Source organism: Nitratireductor thuwali (assembly GCF_036621415.1).
In the GTDB taxonomy this organism is placed as follows: Bacteria; Pseudomonadota; Alphaproteobacteria; order Rhizobiales; family Rhizobiaceae; genus Chelativorans; species Chelativorans thuwali.
Map to the genome: position 1 here is coordinate 3,000,355 of NZ_CP030941.1, position 24,336 is coordinate 3,024,690.

22 protein-coding genes and 1 tRNA gene are annotated in these 24,336 nt (G+C 64.4%); 1 reads left to right on the forward strand and 22 read right to left on the reverse strand.

Annotation, left to right across the window (positions count from 1 at the left end):
- Window positions 1-9: 9 nt before the first annotated feature.
- The 4 genes from NTH_RS14520 to NTH_RS14535 form a co-directional block, all read right to left on the reverse strand.
- The gene (locus NTH_RS14520; protein WP_338530674.1) at window positions 10-807 is read right to left on the reverse strand and encodes an ABC transporter ATP-binding protein; all 798 of its coding nucleotides are present in this window, start codon (window positions 805-807) and stop codon (window positions 10-12) included.
- Window positions 804-1,874 (reverse strand): FecCD family ABC transporter permease, encoded by a 1,071-nt coding sequence (locus NTH_RS14525; protein WP_338530675.1) that lies wholly within the window; start codon window positions 1,872-1,874, stop codon window positions 804-806. Before NTH_RS14525 ends, NTH_RS14520 begins: the two co-directional genes overlap by 4 nt.
- Entirely contained in the window at window positions 1,871-2,920 is a 1,050-nt protein-coding gene (locus NTH_RS14530) for an ABC transporter substrate-binding protein (protein ID WP_338530676.1), read from the reverse strand. Before NTH_RS14530 ends, NTH_RS14525 begins: the two co-directional genes overlap by 4 nt.
- 89 nt (window positions 2,921-3,009) lie before the next feature.
- Window positions 3,010-5,202: a TonB-dependent siderophore receptor gene (locus NTH_RS14535; RefSeq protein WP_338530677.1), complete on the reverse strand. Its 2,193-nt coding sequence runs from the start codon at window positions 5,200-5,202 to the stop codon at window positions 3,010-3,012.
- A 157-nt stretch (window positions 5,203-5,359) separates the two neighbouring features.
- Between NTH_RS14535 and NTH_RS14540 the strand changes: the two genes are divergently transcribed.
- A complete protein-coding gene (locus tag NTH_RS14540) occupies window positions 5,360-6,367 on the forward strand; it encodes a helix-turn-helix transcriptional regulator (RefSeq protein WP_338530678.1) in 1,008 nt (335 codons plus the stop codon).
- A gap of 215 nt (window positions 6,368-6,582) precedes the next feature.
- On the opposite strand, the gene NTH_RS14545 is transcribed toward NTH_RS14540, so the two are convergent.
- The 18 genes from NTH_RS14545 to groL form a co-directional block, all read right to left on the reverse strand.
- Window positions 6,583-6,822 (reverse strand): hypothetical protein, encoded by a 240-nt coding sequence (locus NTH_RS14545; protein WP_338530679.1) that lies wholly within the window; start codon window positions 6,820-6,822, stop codon window positions 6,583-6,585.
- Between the two features lie 234 nt (window positions 6,823-7,056).
- Window positions 7,057-7,797 (reverse strand): tyrosine-protein phosphatase, encoded by a 741-nt coding sequence (locus tag NTH_RS14550; protein WP_338530680.1) that lies wholly within the window; start codon window positions 7,795-7,797, stop codon window positions 7,057-7,059.
- Window positions 7,797-8,612, reverse strand: coding sequence for a carbohydrate ABC transporter permease (locus NTH_RS14555; RefSeq protein WP_338530681.1), 816 nt, complete (start codon window positions 8,610-8,612; stop codon window positions 7,797-7,799). The genes NTH_RS14550 and NTH_RS14555 overlap by 1 nt, the downstream gene beginning before the upstream one ends.
- Window positions 8,605-9,537 (reverse strand): carbohydrate ABC transporter permease, encoded by a 933-nt coding sequence (locus NTH_RS14560; protein ID WP_338530682.1) that lies wholly within the window; start codon window positions 9,535-9,537, stop codon window positions 8,605-8,607. The genes NTH_RS14555 and NTH_RS14560 overlap by 8 nt, the downstream gene beginning before the upstream one ends.
- A gap of 54 nt (window positions 9,538-9,591) precedes the next feature.
- A complete protein-coding gene (locus NTH_RS14565; RefSeq protein ID WP_338530683.1) occupies window positions 9,592-10,896 on the reverse strand; it encodes an ABC transporter substrate-binding protein in 1,305 nt (434 codons plus the stop codon).
- Window positions 10,897-10,925: 29 nt separating this feature from the next.
- Window positions 10,926-11,774, reverse strand: a complete 849-nt coding sequence (locus NTH_RS14570) for a metallophosphoesterase (protein WP_338530684.1) — start codon at window positions 11,772-11,774, stop codon at window positions 10,926-10,928.
- Window positions 11,744-12,889, reverse strand: a complete 1,146-nt coding sequence (locus NTH_RS14575; RefSeq protein ID WP_338530685.1) for an ABC transporter ATP-binding protein — start codon at window positions 12,887-12,889, stop codon at window positions 11,744-11,746. The genes NTH_RS14570 and NTH_RS14575 overlap by 31 nt, the downstream gene beginning before the upstream one ends.
- A 125-nt stretch (window positions 12,890-13,014) precedes the next feature.
- The gene (locus NTH_RS14580; protein WP_338530686.1) at window positions 13,015-13,641 is read right to left on the reverse strand and encodes a TetR family transcriptional regulator; all 627 of its coding nucleotides are present in this window, start codon (window positions 13,639-13,641) and stop codon (window positions 13,015-13,017) included.
- A gap of 494 nt (window positions 13,642-14,135) precedes the next feature.
- Window positions 14,136-14,345 (reverse strand): hypothetical protein, encoded by a 210-nt coding sequence (locus NTH_RS14585; RefSeq protein ID WP_338530687.1) that lies wholly within the window; start codon window positions 14,343-14,345, stop codon window positions 14,136-14,138.
- Window positions 14,346-14,495: 150 nt separating this feature from the next.
- Window positions 14,496-15,395, reverse strand: a complete 900-nt coding sequence (panC, locus tag NTH_RS14590; protein WP_338530688.1) for a pantoate--beta-alanine ligase — start codon at window positions 15,393-15,395, stop codon at window positions 14,496-14,498.
- 206 nt (window positions 15,396-15,601) lie between these two features.
- Window positions 15,602-15,678: transfer RNA gene (locus NTH_RS14595), tRNA-Arg, on the reverse strand.
- Window positions 15,679-15,882: 204 nt separating this feature from the next.
- The gene (locus tag NTH_RS14600; RefSeq protein WP_338530689.1) at window positions 15,883-17,385 is read right to left on the reverse strand and encodes an ATP-binding protein; all 1,503 of its coding nucleotides are present in this window, start codon (window positions 17,383-17,385) and stop codon (window positions 15,883-15,885) included.
- Between the two features lie 42 nt (window positions 17,386-17,427).
- Window positions 17,428-18,855 carry a dihydrolipoyl dehydrogenase family protein gene (locus NTH_RS14605; RefSeq protein ID WP_338530690.1) on the reverse strand — a complete coding sequence of 476 codons (1,428 nt, stop codon included), beginning with the start codon at window positions 18,853-18,855 and terminating at the stop codon, window positions 17,428-17,430.
- Window positions 18,855-19,601, reverse strand: coding sequence for a TVP38/TMEM64 family protein (locus NTH_RS14610; protein ID WP_338530691.1), 747 nt, complete (start codon window positions 19,599-19,601; stop codon window positions 18,855-18,857). Before NTH_RS14610 ends, NTH_RS14605 begins: the two co-directional genes overlap by 1 nt.
- A gap of 239 nt (window positions 19,602-19,840) precedes the next feature.
- Window positions 19,841-20,221 (reverse strand): DoxX family protein, encoded by a 381-nt coding sequence (locus NTH_RS14615; RefSeq protein WP_338530692.1) that lies wholly within the window; start codon window positions 20,219-20,221, stop codon window positions 19,841-19,843.
- A 295-nt stretch (window positions 20,222-20,516) separates the two neighbouring features.
- Window positions 20,517-21,908 (reverse strand): class II fumarate hydratase, encoded by a 1,392-nt coding sequence (gene fumC / locus NTH_RS14620; protein WP_338530693.1) that lies wholly within the window; start codon window positions 21,906-21,908, stop codon window positions 20,517-20,519.
- A gap of 185 nt (window positions 21,909-22,093) precedes the next feature.
- A complete protein-coding gene (locus NTH_RS14625; RefSeq protein WP_338530694.1) occupies window positions 22,094-22,345 on the reverse strand; it encodes a hypothetical protein in 252 nt (83 codons plus the stop codon).
- A 285-nt stretch (window positions 22,346-22,630) separates the two neighbouring features.
- Window positions 22,631-24,280, reverse strand: coding sequence for a chaperonin GroEL (gene groL, locus NTH_RS14630; RefSeq protein ID WP_338530695.1), 1,650 nt, complete (start codon window positions 24,278-24,280; stop codon window positions 22,631-22,633).
- Between the last annotated feature and the right edge of the window lie 56 nt (window positions 24,281-24,336).

The following is a 24,336-nucleotide window of genomic DNA, read 5'->3' on the forward strand; positions in this document are numbered from 1 at the left end:
CTCCGGATGTCATGAGAGGGATCGCGGGGCGTCGGCCGGCGCCCCGCGATCGGGGACGATGAAGAGGTTCTTGCCGAGATGCTCGACGCTCGCCGCGAAGCCATAAACGTCAGCCAGCATCGAGGGCGTGATAACGTCACGTGGCGCGCCGGCGCTGTGCAGCCGTGCGGATTTGAGCACGATCGTACGGTCCGCCCACTGCGCCGCGAGTGCCAGGTCGTGCAGCACGATCACCACCGCGGCACCGTTGCGGGCAGACGCCTGCACGAGGCGCATCACCTGGTGAACATGCCCAAGGTCGAGCGCGCTGGTCGGCTCGTCGAGGAAGAGCATGGCCGGGTCGCGCGCGATCGCCTGCGCGAGGCTGACGAGCTGGCGTTCTCCACCCGACAGCCGGTCGAGCGGTGCCAGTGCAAGCTCGGCGATGCCGAGTCGTTCGACCACGCCCACAGCACGGCGTTCTAGGTTGCCGGCCTCGCCGCCTGCTTTCAATGCGATGATGACGCTCTCCAGCGCGGTCAGCTCCGTGCCTTGCGGCAACACCTGCGGCATGTAGCCGATCATCGCGGCGCGCTGCCGCGGCGACAGCTGCCGCAGGTCGGCCGAGCCGAAATGCAGATCGCCGTCCGATGGCACCACGCGGGCAAGGGCCTTGAGCACGGTGGACTTGCCCGTCCCGTTCGGGCCGATGAGGGCCGTCACCTGGCCCCGCCGGATCGGCGGCAGTGTCAGGTCTTGCACGATGCGCCGGCGCCCGTAGGCGACGTTGAGACCGCCGACCAGAAGTGCGTCTTCGTTCGGCCTCATCGCGCCCGCCTGTGCCGTCGCAGAACGAGCCAGACGAAGCCCGGCAAGCCCACCAGGGCTGTGACGATTCCGATCGGAAGCATCAATCCGGGGACGATGAGCTTGGTGGCGATCGAGGCGGCCGAGACGGTCAGCGCGCCGGTGATCAGGCTTGCCGGAAGGAAATAGCGGTGGTCCTCGCCCACCAGCATGCGCGCGACGTGCGGCGCGACGAGGCCGACGAAGCCGATCACGCCGACGAAGGCGACGCTGGTGGCGGCGAGCAGGCTGGCGCGGACGAGCGCCATCAGCCGCAGGCGGCGCGTGTCGAGTCCGAAGCTGATAGCCCGCTCCTCGCCCAGGCGCAGCGCGGTGAGCTTCCACGCCGCGGCAAGCGAGAATGGTGCGACGATGCAAAGAACCGCTGCAGCAATGGGCAGCACGGTCCAGTCGGTGCGGGTGAGGCTGCCCATGCTCCAGAAGACGATCTGCTGTAGCGCGTCCGCCGAAGCCATGTACTGGACGAGCCACAGAAGGGCGCTCGCCGTGAAGCCGAGGGCGATGCCGAACAGCACCAGCGTCTCCGCCCCCGCGTCGCTCAGCCGTGCCAAGAGCTGGATCAGCAGCAAGGAACCCGCGGCGAACAGGAAGGCGTTGCCGGCGATCGTCAAGTTGGCAGGCAGCCATGCACCGCCCAGCCCGAACACGATGGCGAGCGCCGCGCCGAGCGCTGCGGCGTTGGAGACGCCCAGCGTGAACGGTTCGGCCAATGGATTGGCGAGCACGGTCTGCATCTCCGCTCCGGCGAGCGCCAGCGACGCCCCGACCAGGATGGCCATCAGTGCCACGGGCAGACGCAACTGCCAGAGGATGACTTCCTGCGCGGGCGGCGGGTCCGCAAGACCCACGAGCGCGGAGAGCGCCTTAAGCGGTGCAATGCCGGCAGGTCCCGTGCCGAGGTCGAGGAGGAAAACCCCGACCCCGCAGGCAGCGAGGAGGCCGATCAGCAGCAGGCGCTGCCGCTTTAGCCGAGCGTAGCCGCGCAGCGCCTGCCCCTCGTCCGCGGCCCCTGCGGCAAGCTCCGTCATCGCCCGATCCAGTACGTTCCGGACATCGGCACCGGCAGGAATTCTCGATTGATGGCGTCGATCGTCGCCTGCGGATCGATATCGGCAAAGAGTTCCGGGTGTAAGAGCTTCGCCAGGAACTCGATCATCGCGATGTGGGCCGGCGTGTCGTTGAACATATGCCAGAGCGCGAAGGCATTTCCTTCCTTGACCGCCGTCAGCTGCGACAGCCCGGGCGTGGCGAGCAGCTTAGCGAAGGAGGCGTCCGCCTCCTCACGCGTTACGCCGGGCCCGAGCACGAGGCCGCCCCGCGCCGCCAGATGCGCGCCGCCGGTGGCGATGTAGATCTCCGGATCGTCGACGATCAGCTGCTCTAGGCTGATGTCGCCATAGAGGCCGCTGATATGGTCGAGCGCGACGTTCCGGCCCTTGGCAAGCGCGATCATGTCGTTGAACACGCCGCGCCCCGGCGACGGGCAGCACGGCATGCCGCCGGCGTGAACGTGCATGAACACGCCCGGCGGGCGCAGGTCGTCGGAGGCGAGGCGCGACTTCACCCGCTCGAGCCGGGAATTGTAGAACGCGACAAAGGCCTCGGCGCGATCCTCGGCGCCGATCGCCTGCCCGAGCATGCGCAGGCTGGGCAGAGCATTCTCCAGCGGATGCGAAAAGAAATCGACGACCAGCACCGGGATCTCCAATTGCTCCAGCAGGTCCATGGACCGCCTGGTCGCAGCCGCGCTCGAATCGTACAGATCAAGTACCACGAGGTCCGGCTGAAGCTGTACGATCGTTTCCACCGGGAGCCCGTTGGCGGCATTGCCGCCGAGTACGGTAATCGCATCGATGTGCGGGAATTTTTCCGCCCAGGCGCCGTATTGCGCGCCGTCCAGCTTGAAGTCTCCGCGCCAGCCGACCACGAGCGATGCAGGGTCGGGATGCAGCAGGCCGAGCACCGGCAGCTGGCGTCCGGCGCCCATCACGATGCGGCTGGCCGGTGCGTCGAGCGTCACCTTCCTGCCAAGGACGTCGGCGATCTCGACCGCGCCCGCCGGCGCAATGGCCACTGACGCAATGATTGTCACCAACGCGAACCATCCACAAAGCATGCGGGTCGCCAGGTACCTGGCGGCCCGCTGAAAGATTGCAAGCCCGCCTACCATCTGTACGTCAAGTTCGCCGTTATCGTTCTGCCCGCGCCATAGTTGCAGCTGCCTCCGGTGAGATTGAGGCAGTGTGTCACATAGGTCTCGTCGAAAAGGTTTGTCACGTTCACCCGCAATGTGGAGCCTTCGAGCTCTTCGTTCAGCACCCCGAAATCCAACTCGGCGCCGATATCGACCAACGTGCGGGCGGGGATGCGCAACAGCGGGTTGTATGCCGCATCGCTCTGATAGGAAGACGTGGCGCGCACGCCTGCACTCAGCGAAAGACCCGGTATGTAGTGGGGCCGGTAGTTGACCCAAAGCGCCCCCTGATGCTGGGGAAGGCGCAGCATCTCGCGGCCGAGCTCGACGGGATTGTTCGAGCGCGTCACCTCCGAGTCCGAGTAGGCGTAGGCGGCGATGATGTCGAGCGACGGGGTAACCTCGTACTTGCCTTCGATCTCGATGCCGCGCACGCGCTGCTCGCCAGTCTGGACGGAAGCGTTTGCGACATCCGGGTCCGGGGTCAGGGCGTTCTCGATCTGCAGGTCGAAATAGGAAACGCTGATCAGGCCGCGCGCGCCGGTCGGCTCGTACTTCACGCCAACCTCGAACTGGCGTGCCTTCTGCGCCTCGAATGGCCGGCCGAACCGGTCCGCGCCGAGCGTCGGCAGGAACGAGGTGGAATAGCTGACGTAGGGCGCGATGCCGTTGTCGAACAGATAGGTCAGGCCGGCGCGACCGGTCAGCGCGGTGTCGTTGTTGGTGGTGGCCGCGCCGCTTATCCGGTTCAGGCTGTCGATCTCGGAGATGTCGTAGCGCAATCCGAAGGTCCCGATCCAGCGATCGTAGCGGATCTGGTCCTGCGCATAGAAGCCGAGCTGCCGCGAGTTCTGCCGGATGGACGTGGTCACCGGCGCGGTGGGAAAGCCAAAGCCGTAGTCGGGGTCGAGGTAGTCGATCGGAGCGACGCCCACACCGTAGTTGCCGAAGGCCCTTTCAGACCTCGTCGCGTTGTAGTCGATGCCGAAGAGCCCGGTGTGCTGGAACGCGCCCGTATCGAAATTCGCCTCGACCTGCGTGTCGACCGCAAAGGAACTGAGCTGGTCGTCAGAGACCGCAGTCACGCGATTGAGTGACGAGCCGGTCGGCGTGCCGGGAAAGGGATAGGCAAAGGCGGGGTTCACCAGCGCCAGGTCCATATGCTGGTCGGAGGCCGCGTAGCGAAGGTTCTGCCGCACGGTCCAGGTTTCGTTGAAGCGATGGTCGAACTCATAGCCGAGCGCATAGAAGTCGCGCGTGAAGGAACCCCAGGTCGGATCACCGAGGAAAACGTCGCGCGGGATCTGCCCGAACGGGTTGGGCAGCAGTGTGCCGCGTGCCGGATAGAAACGAGGGCTGAAGATTGGGTCGTCCTTTTGATAGTAGCCGTAGACGGTGAGCGAAGTATCGTCCGATGGCGCCCAGGTGATGCTCGGTGCCAGCATGATCTGCCGATCCCGCTCATGGTCGATCTGGGTCCCGAGGTTCTTGGCAAGCCCCACGAAGCGCGCGAGGAACTGCCCGTCCTCGGTCAACTTGCCGGTCACGTCCACCGCGCCCTGGACGCCGCCGAAAGCCGTGGTCTGCAGCGATATCTCGCGCTGCGTGTCGGCCTGCGGACGCTTGCTCACCTGGTTGACCAGCCCGCCAGGAAGCGCGCGTCCGTAGAGCACCGAAGCCGGACCTTTGATCACTTCCACGCGCTCCAGCGCATAGGGGTTGATGGAGGGCAGCGCGTAGCCGACCGGATCGCCGGGAAGCATCAGGCCGTCGAGCCACATCGTGCCCAGCGCGTTGAAGCCGCGGATGTAGAGCCAGTCGTAGCGGATGTCGTGCCCATTGGGCTCGTAGAGTACGCCCGGCGTGTAGCGCAGCGCGTCGGAGACCGACCGGGCGCCCTGGGCTTCCATTTGGTCACGCGTGACCACATTGACTGCCTGCGGCGTCTCGATCAGCGGCGTGGCGGTCTTGAGGGTCGTGGCGCTGCGTTTGGCAACGACGCCCGTATCGGGGCCCTTGGCCGGCTCGTCACCCTCTCCTTCGACCACCAGACGCTGCAGCAGCGTCGTGCCTTCCTGAGCCTCGGCAGGCGTCAGGCACGAACTGCCCGACAGCACCGCGAGACCGAGCGAAAAACCGATGAATGTGCTGCCTGTACGCAAAACGGTAGACCCCTGCCGTAAACCTGATTAAGACGGTCATCTTAAGCGCTTGTCGTAGCCAGGGGCCGTGAGCAACGCAACGCCCCGGCCTTTGCGGCAGCGCCAAATTCGTTTGCGCGAGAGGCAAGCGGGGTCGAAACAGGTGGGGAACGGCGGCGTGGACATAGTGGAAGGCGCGGTGATGCGGGTCGGCGACCTGGTCCGCCGCCCGGGCATCACCTTGGAAAGCCGGGAGGGCTTCGCCTCGCTCGATGACGCCCTGTTTCGCGGTTATTTCTGGCATCGCGAGCTGCGGCGCGGCCTGACCGTGCATGCCAGCGACGTGTTCGAGGAGGCCGGTTTCACCGCGCTGTCGTCGCAGCATGAAGGCTTGTCCTGCATCTTCTTTCTTGACGGCGATGTCGACGTGGAGATCGGTGAACAGGGCTTTCACTTCAGGGGCGATGGCCGCCTGCGGGAGGGACTGCTGCTGCCCAGCGTGCGCCCGGAAAGTTTCAAGCGCTGTTCGCCCGGCCGGCAGCGGATCAGGCATCTCGTCGTCTCGGCCACCCCGGAATGGCTCGACCGCGACGGGCTGGCGTCGGTGGATGACCGCAGCGCGATCAACGCAGCGCTGAGAGCGCATCTTGATGCGCGGAGCTGGCAAACGGGCCGGCGGCTGGCCTATCTCGTCGAACGGATCCTGCAGCTCGGCGGTTCACCCTCCGGTTTGGACCAGCTGCTGGTCGAAAGCGCGGCCGTCGAGATCGTGGCCGAGGCGCTTACATCCGCAACGGGCCGGGATGCGGCATTGCCCGGGAAGCCGCTCAATCTTTCTTCCCGCGACAGCACGCGCCTGCGGCGGGCTCACGATTTCATCCATGCGAATTTGAACATGTGGCCGAGCGTGGAAGCGATCGCGCGTGAGGCCGGAATGAGTCCGAGCAGCCTGCAGCGCCTGTTCAGGACGGCCTACGGCATCAGCGTCGTGGAGCAAATCCGCCGGGCCAAGCTCGAGTTCGCGCGCGACGCGCTCGCTGCGGGCGAGTATACGATCAAAGAGGCTGCGTTCATGTCCGGCTACTCGAGCGCCGCAAACTTCGCGACCGCATTCAAGCGTCATTTCGGCGGGCCGCCGAGTGACGTTGCAAGAGTTCGGCCAAACCTCCGCACGCACAATACATAGAGCTCGGCCTCGCGCGAAGCAGTCGACACCGCGTCAGTTTCAAGGCCAGGTTTGGAGCGAATAGGTATCCTCATCCGCATGGCCGGGGTGGCGCGGCTGCCGAACGGCTGCTTACTCTGTTTTTCGGCCAGATCGGACAGTCAGCAGACGGCCCCAGGGCTGCCTGCCTGCAACGCGCCGGAATGTCGACGGTAGAGCCCAGCTTTTTTTGTCACTTACCGTAAGCAGACATTGCCTGCGATGAAACGAAGCCGCAGATCTCGGTTGCAGACTTTCGAGACATTCGGATTGGCGATCGGTACGGGCGCGCTCGACCCTTTTGTGCCGTTGACGATAAATTCAGTGAGCACGAACGCGACATTGTAAACGGTATGAATGTCGAGGAGGCGGCCTGATATCAAGGTCGCCAGCTCACGGCCGATCGTGAGCGTTCCGACACCGGGATATCCATTCAAGACTACATGCTCGTGTTCGCCCTAATGCCATTGGGAAAACGCTAAAGCGGTGGGGTTGTGATGTCACCATTCGATGCCGCGGATCGTCGCCCCTTTCCGACCCGGAAGCTCGGTTCATTAAAGGCACGGTAGGTCTGTGGCCGTGTATCGCGCCTCGCTCACGCCAACAGCGCATCCGAAATCGACGGCTCGAAACGGTCCCGCACGTCGCTTCTGTCGATCGGTTTGCAACAGCTATGTCAGCCGTTCGGTAACTCGGTTCATGTGTTCGGCGGCCATGGCATCATCGAAGTATGTCCGGAACCCGCCGTATCGTTCGTCGACGTGACTGAGAAGTGAACGGATGGTGGCAGGCTCGCAGGACAGCAGCCTTAGGGCCACGTCGTCGGGAAGACCGCGCGCAACTGCCTGTTGCCTCAACCTGTCCAGAAGAGGGGTGGCGACACTGCCGGTCAGGGCATAATCGTCGACGATCTCGTCGTGGCCGACGCCGGCCAGCGACAGGAGCATGGCCGCCACCAGGCCGGTGCGGTCCTTGCCGGCACTGCAGTTGAACAGAACCACGCCCTCATCGGCATCGGCGACCGCCGCGAGCACACGGCCCATGGCAGGGCGGCAGCGGTCCGCGGCGTCGACATAGCGCGCGGCGAGATCGAACATGCCGGGCCCCCTGGTCAACAGATCCACCGGGGCCAGTTCCGAAAAGAGCGGAACGTGGTTGTAGCGAACCGCCTCATGAACGTGGAATGGGCTTGGCTGGTTTTCGAGTTCGACCGGGCTGCGCAGGTCGATCACCGTTCTCAGACCCATCTCCAGGAGGCGTTCGATATCGCCGGGCGTCAGCTCGTGGAGGCCATCGGCGCGCAGGATAGAGCGCCAGCGCGTGACACCGCCAGTGCCGATCGCATAGCCGCCGAGATCGCGGACGTTGAAAGCGCCTTCCAGGTGAATGTGGCGCTCGAATATTGCGGTCATCAGCGGATACCCGATTTCATGAAGGAGTCGACGATCTGGCGTTGCAGAACAAGGTAGAGGATCAGGATCGGCAAGGACGCAAGCGTGGCTGCGGCCATCAGCAGGCCCCAGTCGTTGCCTTCCTGCGTCATGAAGAACTGAAGGCCGATCTGCACGACGGAATTCTCCATGCGTCTGATCAGGAGAAGTGGCCAGAAATAGTCGTTCCAGGCCGAGATGAAGCAGAGGATGCCCACCGAGGCAAGTGGCGCCCGCATATTCGGCAACACCACCTCCAGCAGTGTCCGCAGGCTGGAAGTGCCGTCCATGCGTGCGGCCTCCACCACCTCGCGGGGAAAGCCGCGCATGGCATTGTAGATCACCAGGACTGCGATGGCCGCCGCCGCATTGGGGATGACCAGACCGGCGAGGCTGTCGAGAAGGCCAAGCCGCGTGGCCAGAACATAGTTGGGTATCATGACCACCTGGAACGGCACCAGCCAGGAAAGCGCGATCAGCGAGTGGACAAGCCGTCCACCAGGGAAGCGCCACCGAACCAATGCCCAGGCTGCCAGCAACCCCGTCGCAACCTGCGCGATCGCGGTGGCTCCGGCCATGACGAAGGTGTTCCAGATAATGCGAAAGATCGGCATTGCCTCGATCACTGCCCGGTAGTTGTCGAGCGTTGGCGCAGTTGGAAACAGCCCTGTGGAGAACACCGTGTTCTCCGGCCTGAAGGATGTCTGGACCATCCAGTAGACCGGAAAGATGGCCAGCAGCGACAGCGTGATCATCACGCCATGGGCGAAAAAGCGGCCCGCGCGCGCATCATTCATCATAGACGGCAAGCCTCCGCATGAGAGCCAGGCAGACCAGTGCGGTCACCCCGAACACGGCAAAGACAAGCATGCCCGCGGCCGTGCTCCAGCCGGCTGCCATCGTCTTGAAGCCGTATTCCCACATCACGTAATAGACGTTGGTGGTCGAACGGAGCGGCCCGCCGCCGGTGAGGGCATTGATATAGACGAAGCTCCATTGCGCGCCGAACAGGATGGTCATCATCGTCAACAGCAGGATAGTCGGCGACAGGAGCGGCAGGCGTATGTCGCGGACGATCTGCCAGCGGCTCGCGCCATCCATTCGTGCCGCCTCGACATAGCTCGGGTTGATCGCGCTGTCGGCGGCGGCAAAGAGCAACGTGGAAAAGCCCATCAGCTTCCATCCGGTGACCCACACAAGCGTCCACAGCGCCACCTTCGGATCGCGCAGGAAGCCGACGGTCTCGAAGCCCAGCCCACTGAGCCAGGCATTCACCAGCCCATGATCATCGTTGAGGAGCCAGCGCCACAGAATGGCAGCCACGATGGGAGCCACGATCATCGGCACGAAGATCAGCGTCCGATAGAGGTTACGCAGCGGCCCGCTGAGCCCCCCTGTCAGAAGCGCGACGGCAAGCGGAATGCCCACCGACAGAGGAAGGAGGCCGATCGTGTAGGAGATCGTGTTGAGCACCGCCGCTTGCATGTCCGGCAGCCCGAGGAGGTTTCGATAATTGTCGAAGCCGACATAGAGCGGCTCGGACCGGGGCAACATATTCCACTGGTAGAAGGACAGTTCGAACGCCTGCAACAGAGGCAGATAGGTCCAAACCATCACAACGGCTATGGCCGGGGCCAGGTAGAGCCAGGGTTCGATATGGCGAAACCGCAGCCTTGGGAGGATGCGGGGAATCTGCTGCTGAGCGGGGATTGCTGTGTTCATGACGATCTTCGAAAAAGTGGTCGCCGGAGCCGAAGCTCCGGCGCGCAAGAAGGATCAGTGGCCGGCAGGCATCAGGGGCTGGGCAGTCTCCTGTGCCGTACGCAGCACTTCATAGGGATCGCCGTCGCCGAAGACCGCCTCGGTCACGGCTTCCTTCATCATGTTCTCGACCTGCCGGTAGTTGGGGCCGGGGAAAGCGACGTTCGCCGTCAGCCGATCGAGCTGCTCGATATTGGCCTGGAACTTCGGATTTTCCTCGAGCCAGCCCTTGAGATACCGCTCGCTCTCGATCGCCTCGGGACGAAGCGGCAGGTAGCCGATCTTGGAGGTGATCGTCGTGTAGGCTTCGTTGGAGGTCAGGAACTTCATCAGTTCCCATGACGCACGCTGCTTTGCCGGATCCTCGGAGAACATGAAGATCGCCGAGCCCGAATTGGTGGGTGCGGTCGGCTTGTCTCCGAAGCTGGGCATCGCCGCCAGGCCGAGCTCGAAATTGCCCTCAGCTGCCTGCTCGAAGCGGCTAAGAACAGCGGAGGTGAACAGGAACATGCCGAGATTTCCGGACTGGAACGTGTCCATGTGGGCAGCCACGTCGATGCGCGCATGCGCACCGCTGTCCATCAGGTCACGCAGCATGGCGACCGCGTCGGCCTGGTCCTGATCGGCGAATGTCAGACGGTTGCCCTCACGCACCTTGCCGCCATTGGACATGACGATGGATTGATAGACAAACGTGCCGTCAATCGGCCCGTAGGCGCCGGGGAAGAAACCGTGCTTGCCTGTGTTCTCGGCAATCGCGATGCCGGCCTGCTTGACCTCTTCCCAGGTGCGGGGCGGCTGATCGGGATCGAGGCCGGCCTCGCGGAAGAGGTCGCGGTTGATGAACATCACCGGGGTGGAGAAGACATAAGCGAGGCCATAGGTCTTGCCGTTCACCTCACCGAGCGCCAGACCGTTGGGCACAAAGCCCTCGGCATGAGCGGCGAGTTCCTCGCCCGCGACGTCTTCGAGCGGCTGCGCGCCAAGCTGCTCGGCGGCATAGATGAGATCGCGGAAGACGAGCTGAGCAACGCCCACGTCCTGCCCGGCGACCATATCGGCCTGAACCCGGCTCAGGACCTCGTTCGAAGGAACGGCGATCGGCTCGACCGTCACCATTGGATTGGCTTCTTCGAAGGCGGCGATCAGTTCGAGCGTCGCTTCGCGGCCGAGGCCGGCAGAGGCGAGATTGTAGTTATAGAAGGAGATGGTGACGGGTTCATCGATGCTGTCGGCCATCTGGGCACTGGCGCCGTTCAAGCCGCCTGCCATGACGAAGCAGGTTGAGAGTGCAAGGCTGAGAAACTGTCTGCGGATCATGGGATTGGTCCTTTTCGGCTTGAGAGAGCTTATTCGGCGGCGGTCTTCACCGGCGCGGCCCGCTGACGCATCAGCTCCAGCGGGTAGACGTTGAGTTCAGCCCGGTCGCTGGGCAGCGGAACAAAGGCCATGGTCAGGCCGCTCTTGCGGATGGTGCCCAGCCCGAAAGAGGAGCCGCGCACCATGCGCAGCACGTTCGGCTTGAGGATGTCGCTGGCTGCGTGCTGCCCGGTACCGACCACCACGGGAATCCCGTGCCAGTTCGACACGCGGTCGTGATGGATATGGCCGCTGAGGATGCCGAGCACGTTGCGCTCTTTGAGCATGTCGGCAAGCCGCCGGGAGTGCTCGTGGACGATGGTGCGCCAGTGGGCGGGATCGGGATCCTCGCCAAGCGACGGCGGATGGTGGGAGACGATCAGCTTCGGCAGGTCGAGATGCCGGTCCAGCGTTTCGGCAAGCCAGACGAACTGCTCCGGCTCGATGCTGCCGCCAATGTAGCCGGGCGTACTGGAATCGAGCGTGATGATGTGGATGCCATCGACCACCAGATCATGGCAAAAGGGTGCATCGAGATCGTAATCGCGGCCGACCATTCCGCGGTAGAAACCTTCCCGCGTGTCGTGGTTGCCCAGCGCATAGACGACCGGCAGGTCGAGCGCAGCCATGGCTTTCTTGAGATGGATGTAGCTTGCCGCATCGCCGCGGTTCGAAAGATCGCCGCTGGCCACCAGGAAACGCGGTCGGGGTTCGATGCCGGCGAGCAGACGCAGGATGCTGTCGAGCGTCTCACGGGTATCGCTGAACAGATGGTCGTCTGTTTCGTGATCGCCGATGTGCAGGTCCGTCAGATGGACGAAAGTGATTTCTCGCGACATGCGTCAGCTCCAATTGTCTTTGTATCGATGGCCGGAATCACAAGCGGATCTACCCGGCTGCCATTCACGGCGAGGAAGGCGTGGACGGCTTCGTCGGCTATGGCGATGCCGTAGGGCACGGTGGGCAGGACGGTCCCCGCCGGCAGGGCCACCGCCACGATCGTGTCGGCCACCGCGCCATGCAGATGGATCTCGCTGCCGAGGTCCTCGATCATCTCGGCTTCAAAAGGCAGGATGCCGGCGGCGGTGGCGCCCGTGACAGGGCGGGCAGCGCTCGGCCTGAAGGCGATCTCGATGGCCGTGCCTTCGGCGAGGTCCCAGCGCAGTTGCGGCCAGGGCATCCTGCGGTCTGCCAGACAGGCGCTACCTTCGCGATCGATGACAGCCGGCAGGAAATTCATTGGCGGAGAACCGAGGAAGTTGGCCACGAAGCGGCTGTTGGGCCGCCGATAGACCTCGGCGGGGCTGCCGACCTGTTCGATCAGCCCATCATTCATGACCACGAGCTTGTCGGCCAGCGTCATCGCTTCGACCTGATCGTGGGTCACGAAGACGCTGGTGGTGCGCAGTTCCCGGTGCAGCCGCTTGATCTCGAGCCGCATCTGGATGCGCAGCTTGGCATCGAGGTTCGACAGGGGCTCGTCGAAGAGGAAGATGCCGGGCGAGCGCACCATGGCGCGCCCCATGGCGACACGCTGCCTCTGCCCACCGGAAAGCTCCGACGGCTTGCGGTGCAGCAGCAACTCCAGACCCAGCGTGCCGGCGATGCGGCGCACCCTCTCGTCACGCTCCGCACGCGGCATCCCAGCGACCTTGAGGGCGTAGCCGATATTCTGCGCAACCGTCATGTGCGGGTAGAGGGCATAATTCTGGAAGACCATCGCGCAACCGCGCCGCGCAGGCTCCACATCGTTGACCACGCGTCCGTCGATCGAAATCTCGCCGGCGGTGATGTCCTCGAGGCCCGCGATCATCCGCAAGAGGGTCGACTTGCCGCAGCCTGAAGGTCCGAGAATGACCATGAAGGAGCCATTCTCGACGATCAGGTCGATGCCGCGGACGGCGGGGGTGGACCCGTAGAGCTTATGGACGCTGGAGATGTGTATCGATGCCACGGTCTGATGCCTTGTCGTCGCTTTTCAGCTACGGGGGCATCTCTAGCGGCGCGTCATATACGCTGCGTGACGGTCTTCGAACGCTGTTCGATACTGTGGAAAACGACGACTCTGGCAGCCCCGGGTCAGGATGCGCGCCGGAACATGGGCGCCACGACCTCGACGATGCGCGCGATGACCTGCTCGGCATCGGAAAAATCGATCGTATGGGCGGTGAGCATCTCGTTGCGCAGGCGGGATCGCGTCACCTGGGAGCGAATGCCGAGCGCGCAGCTCATGCGCCACCCGATATCGGCTTCGCTGAGCCACGGCGCCAGAACCCGGAACTGGTGAATGAATACCTGGTGGTGCTCGATCCCTTCAATCACGGACCGGTAGGCTTCCGGATCCTGGCTGCGCTGCGACATCGAGGTGAAATGGACCAGGACACGGTATTTGGAGTTGGGCTCCAGGCTCCAGCGAACCGACGGGCCGACAAGAGCCGCGATGACGTCTTCGACCGCGGGCGGATTTGGGGAGGATTTCTGCGTGGCGGCGTTGAGCATCGACAGCCGCTCGGCGTTGAGCCGCTTGTAGACGCGCTCCGCCGTGGCGATGATCAGACGTTCCTGCGAGCCGAAATGGTAGCTGATGGAAGAAGGCGTGGTCCCGGCCACGCTGGCCAGCCTGCGCGCTGTCAACTGGTCGACACTGTCGACGCGACACAGCAGCTCCTCGCAGGCGTCGAGCAGCCTGATGGGCGTCTGATTCATGAGAGCTGTCCGCCATTCTACCGATGGGCAGAGACTACGCGCGGCAAATCGCGTCCATATGAAGGCGGTGTTGTTTCTCGGTTGAACGCGATGCCGCCTGCCGATCGATGGCGTTTAGCCGTTCCATGTCGTGGATGATCAGCTGCTGGCGGCTTCTCGCCAGCGGCATGAAGATGGCGTCAGCCCGCTCGGACGAATCCGGCACAGGGTGAAACCCATGCCGTCGACCACCTGCAGGCCCGAACGGAACGTGACGTCGACTGCATTGTGCAGTCCCGTCCCGATGATCACCGGAATCCCGTACCAGTGGATCACGCTGTCGAAATGGACGTGGCCGGAGAGGATCGCGAGAACCTTCCTGCCGCGAACCGCTTCGAGCCTCTTGGTGCTGGCCGGGTCTAGGCTGTGCCAGTTCGCCTCGGTTCCGTCGAGATGCGGCGGATGGTGGCAGCCGGCCAGCTTGGGCAGGTCCGTGTTCTTGGAGAGGGCATCGTTCAGGAAGTCGATCTGGTCCTCGCCAGGGCGCCGGGGATACGACCGGGAATGCTGTAATCGAGCGCGATGACATGCGTGCCGGAAATCACTTCCTCATGCAGACAGGGCGCTTGCGGCTCACCGGCTCCAAGCCTCACGGAGCGGAATGCCGGCCGCAAAGCGTGATTGCCCGGAGCAAAGATCTTCGGCGCGGCGATCGGCGCCAGCAAGCCGTCGTCGCCAAGCCGTTGAACGAACCCGCTTCTTGACGTTGAGACGCCGCAGGTGCCGCAGGGCGCCGCGGCAGAACACAATTCCAGAGAGCAATTCCAGGAAAAGTGGGAGCCGGTTTTCGTCCGGAATCGCATATATTCAAATGGTTAGGTCAGTTCAGCGTTCTGTGAAACGGTGCGCTGATCTAGCGAAAGCCTCGCCGGCATCACCTTCACATTGTCGATCAGCCGCGTCTCACCGAGCCAGGCGGCGGCGAGCAGCCGGGCCGGCTTCTCGGCCTGCTCGATGGGCGCCAATGTCTCCTCGTCGCGCAGTTCCAGATATTCCACCTTATCGAAACCGCCCGCTTCGAGCGCCACGCGCGCCGCGTCCAGCGCTGCGGCCGCCGGCACGCCTTCGGCCAGTCGGCCGGCCGTGTCGAACAGCGTTTCCGCCAGCTTCGGCGCGATGCGCCGCTCGGCCGCCGAAAGGCGCACATTGCGGGAGGAAAGCGCCAGGCCGTCGGGCTCGCGCACCGTCGGGCAGCCGACGATCTCGATTGGGATGTCGAGATCGCGCGCCAGCCGGCGGACCACGTGAAGCTGCTGGAAATCTTTCTCGCCGAAAAAGGCGAAGTCCGCGCCACCCTGCAGGAAGAGCTTGGTCACCACCGTCGCCACCCCGTCGAAATGGCCGGGCCGGTGCGCGCCGCACAGGCCTTCGCTGACGCCGCTCACCGACACGGTTGTGGCAAAGCCCGGTCCGTACATCTCGTCCCCATAGGGGGCGTAAAGCACATGCGCGCCGAGCGGCGCCAGCTTGGCGGCGTCGTCCATTTCGGTGCGCGGATAGGCGGCCAGGTCTGCGGCGCTGTTGAACTGCTTCGGGTTCACGAAAAGCGTCACGATCACCCGGTCGGCGCGCGCAAGCGCGGCGCGCACCAGGCTCAGATGCCCCTCGTGCAGCGCTCCCATGGTCGGCACCATGGCGATAGAGGCGCCCTCCCGGCGCCAGATGGCGGTCAGTGCCCGCAGATCCGAAACCGTGCGTATGATCGGCAGGCTCATCGGCCGGCCATCCTGCCGGTGGCCGCCGCCAGCATCAAGGCTCTCCTCGTTCCCGCAACGCTCAAGGCACCGTCCCTCCGTCCCTTCCTGTGACACGGCATATGCCACAGTTTTGTGCATTTGCGAAGAAGGACCGGCGCAGCGAGCGCAGCCCCGCCGAAACAGGTGCGCCGGGCTCAAAATTTTCAATGATTCAAAGGATTTAATGGCGCGCCCGAAAGGATTCGAACCTCTGACCCCCAGATTCGTAGTCTGGTGCTCTATCCAGCTGAGCTACGGGCGCGCTGTCTGCCACGGCGGCAGGTGATCAAGGGAACAAGCCATTGACCGAACGCCGCCTACCTAACGATTGAAACCGGCAAAAGCAAGCGCCGTCATGACATTTATTTGTCTGTTTCCCGCGATCTTCAAAGGGCCGGCAAGCCGGAGGGGTGGAGCATGGCGCGCGCCGATTCCGGCATCCGCGATGGCGCTGCCGGCGGCGCGGTCAGGCGCCCTTGGCCGGCGCCGTGCCTCTTGCCTGCGACGGAGTGGCGGTGCCGCCATCGGCATGGGGCAGGATCACGGCGAAGACGGTGCGTCCGTTGCCGGTCTCCACCAGCTCGATCCGCCCGCCATGCGCGCTCACCAGCTCGTGGGCGATTGCCAGCCCCAGCCCGGTGCCGCCGCTCTTGGCCGAGCCGCGGAATGCGGCGAAGAGGTTTTCCTGCGCCCGCGGGGGCAGGCCGGGCCCCGTGTCGCAGATGTCTATGCGCACCTCGCCGCCGTCGACGCGCGCCGACACGGTCAGCCGCCGCACAAGCGCGGGATCGTGTTCCCCCGACATCGCCTGAACCGCATTGCGGCACAGATTGGCCAGCACCCGGAAGAATTGTTCCGCATCGGCGCTGATCTCGAACTCCGGGTCGATTTCGTTGATGAACTCGATCCCGCCGTCGGGGTCGATCGCCAGCGTCGCCTGCACATCGTCGATGATCTGCGCGAGCCGCAGGCGCCGGCGCCGCGGCGGGGCCTCCTGCGTGCGTCCATAGGCAAGGACGCCCTCCGTATAGGCGACGGCGCGGTCGAGCGTCCGCACGAGGCGCGGCGTCAATGATTGCACGGTGGGATCATCGATCATGGTCAGCCGGTCGGACATGAGCTGCGCCGAAGACAGCATGTTGCGCATGTCGTGGTTGATCTTCGAGACGGCGAGCCCGAGATCGGCCAGGTGCTTGCGCTCGCTCAGCGTTCGCTGCAGCGTCCGCTGCATGTCGGCCAGTTCGCGCTCGGCCGTGCCGATCTCGTCGGCGCGGTCTTCCGGCTGGATGATGCGCGCCGCGTCGTCGGGCGCGGCCGCGAAGTCGAGCATGGACTGCGTCATCGCGCGGATGGGCCTGATCATGATCCGGTTGATCGCGTAGAACACGAGCATCGCCGTGAACAGCGAAATGATGAGCGACAGAAGCGCCACGTTGCGGGCATAGACGAGCATGGCCGAGCGCAGTTCTCTGTCGGGGATGACAATCTCGAACCGCTTGCCCGTCTCGCCGACCAGGCCGTGAACCCGCAACATCCGGTCGCCGCCGGAGAAAAGCGTGACGAAGGCCTGGCCGATGGCCTCCACCGGCCCCACCGCGTCGAGGTCCACATGCATGTCCACCTGCGGCGGCATCTGCGAAACGACCAGAAGGCGCGACATGCCCTCCTCGCGCACCGCGATCGCCCTGGCTCCCGTCGCCATCAGGATTTCGTTGCTGGCCTCGCGGCTCAGGCTGTCGGGATCGCCGTTCATCAGGACAACCGCGACGGCGGCAACCGTGCGCAGCCGCTGGCTCATCCACTGCTGGCCGAAATTGGCGACCGAAGGGATGAAGATCAGAATCTCGGCCAGGAGCACGAAAAGGATGGTCAGGAACAGCAGCTTGGTCGACAGCCCGCGCGTCAGCGGAACCGGCGGCGCGTGCCCGGCCGCGCCACTGCCGTTGTGATGTCGTTCCTCGCTTGCCATCGCCGATCCTTGTTCGGGGCCGACAACGCTTGCCGCCGGCGATTACCCGAATAAGCGCATAAAGCGTATGAGTCCACGCACCACGGGCTTGCGGGTAGCGCTGGTGAAGTGCGTTATCGCGGCTCGTTTGCCGATCTCGGACATGGTCGGATAGGGGGCCACATAGCCGGCGATGTCGCGTGTCCTCATCTTCTTGGCGAGGGCCAGCGACCAGAAGTTCATCATCTCGCTCGCATTGGCTCCGACGATGGAGACCCCGAGAATGCGTCCGCCCCTGCCGGTGACCAGCTTGATGAAGCCGCTTGTCTTGCGCTCCGTCTGGGCGCGGTCGTTCTCCGCATAGGGCCAGCGCAGGATGCCGATCTTTCCATGGCGCGTGCGCGCGGCCTCCTCGGTCAGGCCGATATGTGCCAGTTCCGGATCGGTGAAGGTGGCCCACGGTATCGTGTCGCGCTTTTCGGAAGCGGGCAGGCGGAACAGCAGCGCCCGGATCACGAGCCCCGCATGATAGCCCGCCACATGGGTGAACTGCAGGCCCCCGGCAACGTCGCCGATGGCATAGACCCGCCGGTTCGTCGTGCGCAGTTTCCTGCTCACCTTGATGCCCGAGCGGTCATGGGCGATGCCCGCCTTGTCGAGTTCCAGCGCTTGCGTGTTGGGGCTGCGGCCCGCCGCCACCAGCAGCGTCGAGCCATCGATGGCGCCCGGGCCCTCCGCTCCTTCCACATGCACGCGCACGCCGCCGCGTCCCCGCTTTTCGACGCTCGATACCTTGGTCTGCTCCAGGACTTCCACGCCTTCCTCGCGCAACTGCTTCAGGACGATTGCTGCAAGTTCGGGATCGTCCTTGCCCAGCGCCTTCATCGCCTCGATCACGGTCACCCGCGCCCCCAGCCGCCGATGCGCCTGGGCAAGTTCCATGCCGATGGGCCCGCCGCCGATGACGATCAGGTGCTCGGGCAGCTTCTTCTGGGAGAAGATCGTCTCATTGGTGTGGTAGGGAACGTCGTCGAGCCCCGGAATGGGCGGCGTCATTGGTGATGAGCCGGTCGCGATCACGAAGCGGCGGGCGCGGATCACGAAATCTCCCGCCGTCACGGTGCGTGCATCGGCAAAGCGCGCCTCTTCCTGGACGACCTTCACGCCGAGGGCGGTGAAACGCTCGACCGAATCATTGGGCGCGATCGCCGCGATGACGCTCTCCACATGCTGCATCACCTTGCGGAAGTCGACATCCGGCTCGACATCGGCAATGCCGAACCCTGCGCCATGGCGCAGCCGGGCCGCGTGCCTGCCGGCGGCGATGAGGGATTTGGAGGGCACGCAGCCATAATTGAGGCAGTCTCCGCCCATCCTGCCGCGCTCAATCAGCACCACCGGAACCCCGAAGGAGGCGGCCGCCGCCGCCACGGTCAGGCCGCCGGAGCCCGCGCCGATGACGCAGATGTCTGGGGTGAGGGTGGTCGGCATCACATATCCTTCGTTGCGCGCAGCTTTCTTATGACGAGCGGTATCAGGGCCACAAGGGCGAGCGCGGCGAACGCCAGGGTGATCTGCGGCGTGACAAGGTCCGCCGCCGTAAGGTCTTTCCCCGACCGGGCCGCCGCAACAAGCACGCTCTCGAGCCCTCTGCCCAGATAGGCATAGGCGAAGGTGCCGGGCATTATGCCGAGCGCGGTCGCGGCGACATAGGTCTTCACCCGCACATTGAATAGGGCAGGGGCCAGATTGACGACCCAGAACGGAAAGATGGGCGCCAGTCTGAGCACCAAGAGATAGCCGAAGGCGCCCTCCTCGAACCCGCGGGCAAGCTTGCCCGCCACGCCGCCGAGCCGCCGGCGCACCGTATCGCGAAAGGCGCTGCGGGCCGCCAGGAAAAGCACCGTCGCGCCGGCCGTCGCCGCAACCACCACCAGCGCGCCGCCCAGCACCCAGCCGAAGAGGAACCCGGCGAAGATGGTCAGAACGGAGGCGGCGGGAAAGGAGACGGCCACGGCGGCGGCATAAAGCAGCATGAAAAGCGCCGGCGCGAGCAGGGGGTGGGCATCCACATAGGCCTTCAGCTGCTCGCGGCTTTCGGCAAGCATCGAAAGGCGCAGATAGTCGTGAAGGCCGAGCGCATAGCCGGCGGCAAGGACCGCGACGATCACGGCCAGCGGCGCGAAATGCGCAAGCCGGCTCTTCTTCCCACCGTTTTTCAGCTTCTCGGTCGTCATTTCCTGCCGCCTGTTGCCTGATCGCACGACCGGAGCCCGAAAGTCCCCACACGACCGCCCTTGCCCTTGAAACGCCACCTACATGAGCCCTTTGCCGGTCGTCGGCAATGACTTGGCCGGTCTCTCACCGGCATTTGACATGGCGGGCGGGCCGCTTCACCTGTACGTGAAGCCGGCTGAACGAAAAAGCCCGCCAACGCGGCGGGCTTCGAAAAAGCGGCTGGCGGGAAAGGCGGCGCCTATCTGCGCCCGTCGATGGACAGCCTGCCGGGGCCGAAAGCGGCCAGCACCAGCAGCCCGCCCGTCATCGACATGTTCTTCATGAACTGGATCGCCTGCATCTGGTCGGCAAAGTCGAAATGCGCGATGAAGCTCGAGCCTACCGTGAACAGGGCAAGCAGGATGGCGGCGATGCGGGTCTGGAAACCCACGGCCACGGCAATGCCGCCGAAAAGCTCGAGCACGCCCACGAGCACGGCGGTGACCATCGGCAGCGGAAGCCCCAGGCTTCCGAAATAGCCGGCGGTGCCGGAAAGGCCGGTAAGCTTGCCATAGCCGGAAATGATGAAGATGAGCGCGAGCAGGATGCGGCCCGCGAGAACGAGAAGGTTATTCGTCATGAGATGACTTCCGTTTGTTAATGCCGGAGCGGCTTTTATGTCGGTTTGCCGCGATGGGAAATAGCTGGTTTCATTGACAAAGCGTTTACCGTAGACGCTTGAAGACCCGCTGCGGAACATTCTCGGCGATCGCGGATTTTCAGCCCGCGGGCGTGCGCCGTGTCAACCGGACGCGACGGCACGGGGCACAGGTCGGTTTTTCCGGTTTCCCGCCTGGCCATGGGAATGGCACCCACCCTTGTCCCGTCCGGCGCGCGCCCGGCCGCTTGGGACGGGCGCCTGCCGGACGAAAGCGCTATTTGGGCGCGATCATGAGTTCCGGCCGCACCAGCCGGTCGTAGTCTTCCTCCGACACATGGCCGCTCTTCAGGGCTTCCTCGCGCAAGGTCGTCCCGTTCTTGTGCGCCTTCTTGGCGATCGCCGCCGCATTGTCGTAGCCGATGGCCGGCGCCAGCGCCGTCACCAGCATCAGCGAGCGCTTCATCAGGTCGGCGATGCGCTCCTCATCCGCCTCGATGCCCTTCACGCAATTGTCCGCGAAGGAGCGCATGGCGTCGGTGAGGATGCGGATCGACTGCAGCACGGCGTTGGCGATGACGGGCTTGAACACGTTGAGTTCGAAATGGCCCTGGCTGGCGGCAATGCTCACCGTCGTCTGGTTGCCCATCACCTGGGTCGCCACCATGGTGAGCGCTTCCGCCTGGGTCGGGTTCACCTTGCCCGGCATGATGGAGGAGCCGGGCTCGTTTTCCGGCAGTTTCAGTTCGCCCAGCCCAGAGCGCGGACCCGAGCCGAGAAAACGGATGTCGTTGGCGATCTTGAACAGGTCCGCGGCCAGCGCGTTGAGCGCGCCATGGAAGGTGTTGAGCGCGCCATGGCTAGCCAGCGCCTCGAACTTGTTGTCGGCCGTGCGGAAGGGCAGGCCGGTGATCGCGGCCACCTTGTCGGCAAATGCCTTGTCGAAGCCGGCGGGCGCGTTGAGCCCGGTGCCCACCGCCGTGCCGCCCTGCGCCAGAGCGTAGACGTCGCCCAGCGCGTGCTCGATGCGCTTCGCGCCGAGTTTCAGGGCCGCCACATAGCCCGAGAATTCCTGGCCCAGCGTCAACGGCGTCGCGTCCTGCGTATGGGTGCGGCCGATCTTGACGATCCCGTCGAAGGCCTTGGCCTTTTCTTCCAGCGCCTCGGTCAGATGGGCGAGGGAAGGCAAAAGCTCGCCCGCCGCCTCGCGGCCGGCCGCGATATGCATGGCGGTCGGGAAGGTGTCGTTTGACGACTGTCCCATGTTGACGTGGTCGTTGGGGTGGACGGGCTTCTTCGATCCCATCTCGCCGCCCAGCATCTCGATGGCGCGGTTGGCGATCACCTCATTGGCATTCATGTTGGACTGGGTGCCGGAGCCGGTCTGCCAGACGACAAGAGGAAAATGATCGTCGAGCTTGCCGGCGACCACTTCCCGGGCCGCGGCTATCATGGCCTCGCCGATTTTGCGGTCGAGCTTGCCCAGGTCCAGGTTCACCTCGGCCGCCGCCTGCTTGACCACCCCCAGCGCCCGGATCAGCGGCACCGGCATCTTTTCCGTGCCGATCTTGAAATTCCCAAGCGACCGCTGCGTCTGCGCGCCCCAATAGCGGTCGGCGGCCACGTCGAGGGGGCCGAAAGTATCGGTTTCGGTACGGGTATTGGACATGCGAACTCGCTCCGTGTTCAGCAATCGGCCGATCGGCCCAAGGCGATGGATCTGAAGCGCGGCGTCACTGCCGCTCAGCGTGCTTGTAATGGCGCTAACGGAGCGGCAATGCAACGCCCGACAGCTTTCGGGCGGAACGGTTTCAAAGGAGGGGCGGCCATGACGGCCGCCCATTCCCTTGCCGGTCAGCGCATTTGCTGGAAGCGCGGCGTCGGTTCATCGTTCTGGTCGCTGGGGCCGAAGCCTTGAGCGGCAGAAAAACCCGCCGGCTTGCGCGGGGTCCGGGGGGCCCCGACGCTGGACGTAATCGCACTGACGTCGACCGCCATCCGGTCGCGCGGGCCGGAATCCGGTTCGCTCGGACGGAAGTCCTGCGCCGACGCGGCGGTCAAACCAAGTATGGAAATGACGGAAGTGACAATAATCAGGTTACGCATGAAATAGTCTCCTTAAAAATATAGTAGATTTATCCGGTTTTTGCTTCGTCTATCTAAAGAAGCGCATCCGATTTACGGACGGCATGAGGCAATTTCATGGTCCGCCGACCATCGTTTCCGCAAGCTGCAATCAACTTTGCGTTATGGCCGGCAACCCTGCTTGCCGCTTTCCCCGGCACCGCGCGGAACCCGCCCGCCAAGAGCGCCCTCAAAGAAAAAGCGCCCTCAAAGAAAAAGGGCGCCCCGTCGGGACGCCCTTTCCATGTCGGCTTGTCGGGGGTTGGCTTAGAAGCCCATGCCGCCCATTCCACCCATGCCGCCCATGTCGCCGCCGCCGGGCATTGCCGGAGCGTCCTTCTTGGGCAGTTCGGCGACCATCGCCTCGGTGGTGATCAAGAGGCCGGCAACCGATGCAGCATCCTGCAGCGCGGTGCGCACGACCTTCATCGGGTCGACGATGCCCATGGTGATCATGTCGCCATATTCACCGGTCTGGGCGTTGTAGCCGAAGGTCACCGCGTCGTTCTCGAGGATCTTGCCGACGACGATCGATGCTTCCGCACCGGCGTTCGTCGCGATCTGGCGGCAAGGAGACTGGACGGCGCGGCGCACGATGTTGAGACCGGCTTCCTGGTCGGCGTTCTCGGCCTTCGCCTTGATGGCGAGCGAAGCGCGCAGCAGCGCGGTGCCGCCGCCCGGAACGATGCCTTCTTCAACGGCAGCGCGGGTAGCGTTCAGCGCGTCGTCGACGCGGTCCTTGCGCTCCTTCACCTCGACCTCCGTCGCACCGCCGACGCGGATGACGGCAACGCCGCCGGCCAGCTTGGCAAGGCGCTCCTGCAGCTTTTCCTTGTCGTAGTCCGAGGTGGTCTCCTCGATCTGCGCCTTGATCTGGGCAACCCGGCCCTCGATCTCGGACTTCTTGCCGGCGCCGTCGACGACCGTGGTGTTCTCCTTGGTGATGGAGACCTTCTTGGCGCGGCCCAGCATGTCGAGCGTCACGTTCTCGAGCTTGATGCCGAGGTCCTCGGAGATCACCTGGCCGCCCGTCAGGATGGCGATGTCCTCGAGCATGGCCTTGCGGCGGTCGCCGAAGCCCGGCGCCTTGACGGCGGCGATCTTCAGGCCGCCGCGCAGCTTGTTGACGACGAGCGTGGCCAGCGCCTCGCCCTCGACGTCCTCGGCGATGATCAGCAGCGGCTTGGACGACTGAACGACCGATTCCAGCACAGGCAGCATGGCCTGCAGGTTGGACAGCTTCTTCTCGTGCAGGAGGATGTAGCAATCCTCGAGCTCGGCCACCATCTTCTCCGGATTGGTGACGAAGTAGGGCGAAAGGTAGCCGCGGTCGAACTGCATGCCTTCGACGACTTCCAGCTCGGTCTCGGCGGTCTTGGCCTCTTCGACCGTGATCACGCCCTCATTGCCGACCTTCTGCATCGCCTCGGCGATCATCTGGCCGATTTCCTTTTCGCCATTGGCCGAGATCGTGCCGACCTGGGCGACTTCGGCCGAGGTGTTGATCTTCTTGGCTGCGGAGGCGAGATAGGCGACCACGTCTTCGACAGCCTTGTCGATGCCGCGCTTCAGGTCCATCGGGTTCATGCCGGCGGCAACGGCCTTGGCGCCTTCCTGGACGATGGCCTGTGCCAGAACGGTGGCCGTCGTGGTGCCGTCACCGGCGATGTCGTTGGTCTTCGAGGCCACTTCGCGCACCATCTGGGCGCCCATGTTCTCGAACTTGTCCTCGAGCTCGATTTCCTTGGCGACGGTCACGCCGTCCTTGGTGATGCGCGGTGCGCCGAACGACTTGTCGAGAACGACGTTGCGGCCCTTCGGGCCGAGCGTCACCTTCACCGCGTCGGCGAGGATGTTGACGCCGCGCAGCATGCGCTCGCGGGCATCACGGGAAAACTTTACGTCTTTTGCAGCCATATTCTTGAAGCTCCTGGATCCCGCTTGGGACCCTTTTCGCGTGTTTCGATGTCGGC

Bases quoted from the DNA above. Each gene is read 5' to 3' on its own strand.
- NTH_RS14550 (WP_338530680.1), bottom strand. From the start codon at position 7,797: ATGACCGCAATATTCGAGCGCCACATTCACCTGGAAGGCGCTTTCAAC.
- NTH_RS14625 (WP_338530694.1), bottom strand. From the start codon at position 22,345: ATGCGTAACCTGATTATTGTCACTTCCGTCATTTCCATACTTGGTTTG.
- groL (WP_338530695.1), bottom strand. From the start codon at position 24,280: ATGGCTGCAAAAGACGTAAAGTTTTCCCGTGATGCCCGCGAGCGCATG.
- NTH_RS14520 (WP_338530674.1), bottom strand. From the start codon at position 807: ATGAGGCCGAACGAAGACGCACTTCTGGTCGGCGGTCTCAACGTCGCC.
- NTH_RS14605 (WP_338530690.1), bottom strand. From the start codon at position 18,855: ATGCCGACCACCCTCACCCCAGACATCTGCGTCATCGGCGCGGGCTCC.
- NTH_RS14580 (WP_338530686.1), bottom strand. From the start codon at position 13,641: ATGAATCAGACGCCCATCAGGCTGCTCGACGCCTGCGAGGAGCTGCTG.
- NTH_RS14525 (WP_338530675.1), bottom strand. From the start codon at position 1,874: ATGACGGAGCTTGCCGCAGGGGCCGCGGACGAGGGGCAGGCGCTGCGC.
- NTH_RS14565 (WP_338530683.1), bottom strand. From the start codon at position 10,896: ATGATCCGCAGACAGTTTCTCAGCCTTGCACTCTCAACCTGCTTCGTC.
- NTH_RS14555 (WP_338530681.1), bottom strand. From the start codon at position 8,612: ATGAATGATGCGCGCGCGGGCCGCTTTTTCGCCCATGGCGTGATGATC.
- NTH_RS14560 (WP_338530682.1), bottom strand. From the start codon at position 9,537: ATGAACACAGCAATCCCCGCTCAGCAGCAGATTCCCCGCATCCTCCCA.
- NTH_RS14570 (WP_338530684.1), bottom strand. From the start codon at position 11,774: ATGTCGCGAGAAATCACTTTCGTCCATCTGACGGACCTGCACATCGGC.
- NTH_RS14600 (WP_338530689.1), bottom strand. From the start codon at position 17,385: ATGGCAAGCGAGGAACGACATCACAACGGCAGTGGCGCGGCCGGGCAC.
- NTH_RS14610 (WP_338530691.1), bottom strand. From the start codon at position 19,601: ATGACGACCGAGAAGCTGAAAAACGGTGGGAAGAAGAGCCGGCTTGCG.
- fumC (WP_338530693.1), bottom strand. From the start codon at position 21,908: ATGTCCAATACCCGTACCGAAACCGATACTTTCGGCCCCCTCGACGTG.
- panC (WP_338530688.1), bottom strand. From the start codon at position 15,395: ATGAGCCTGCCGATCATACGCACGGTTTCGGATCTGCGGGCACTGACC.
- NTH_RS14615 (WP_338530692.1), bottom strand. From the start codon at position 20,221: ATGACGAATAACCTTCTCGTTCTCGCGGGCCGCATCCTGCTCGCGCTC.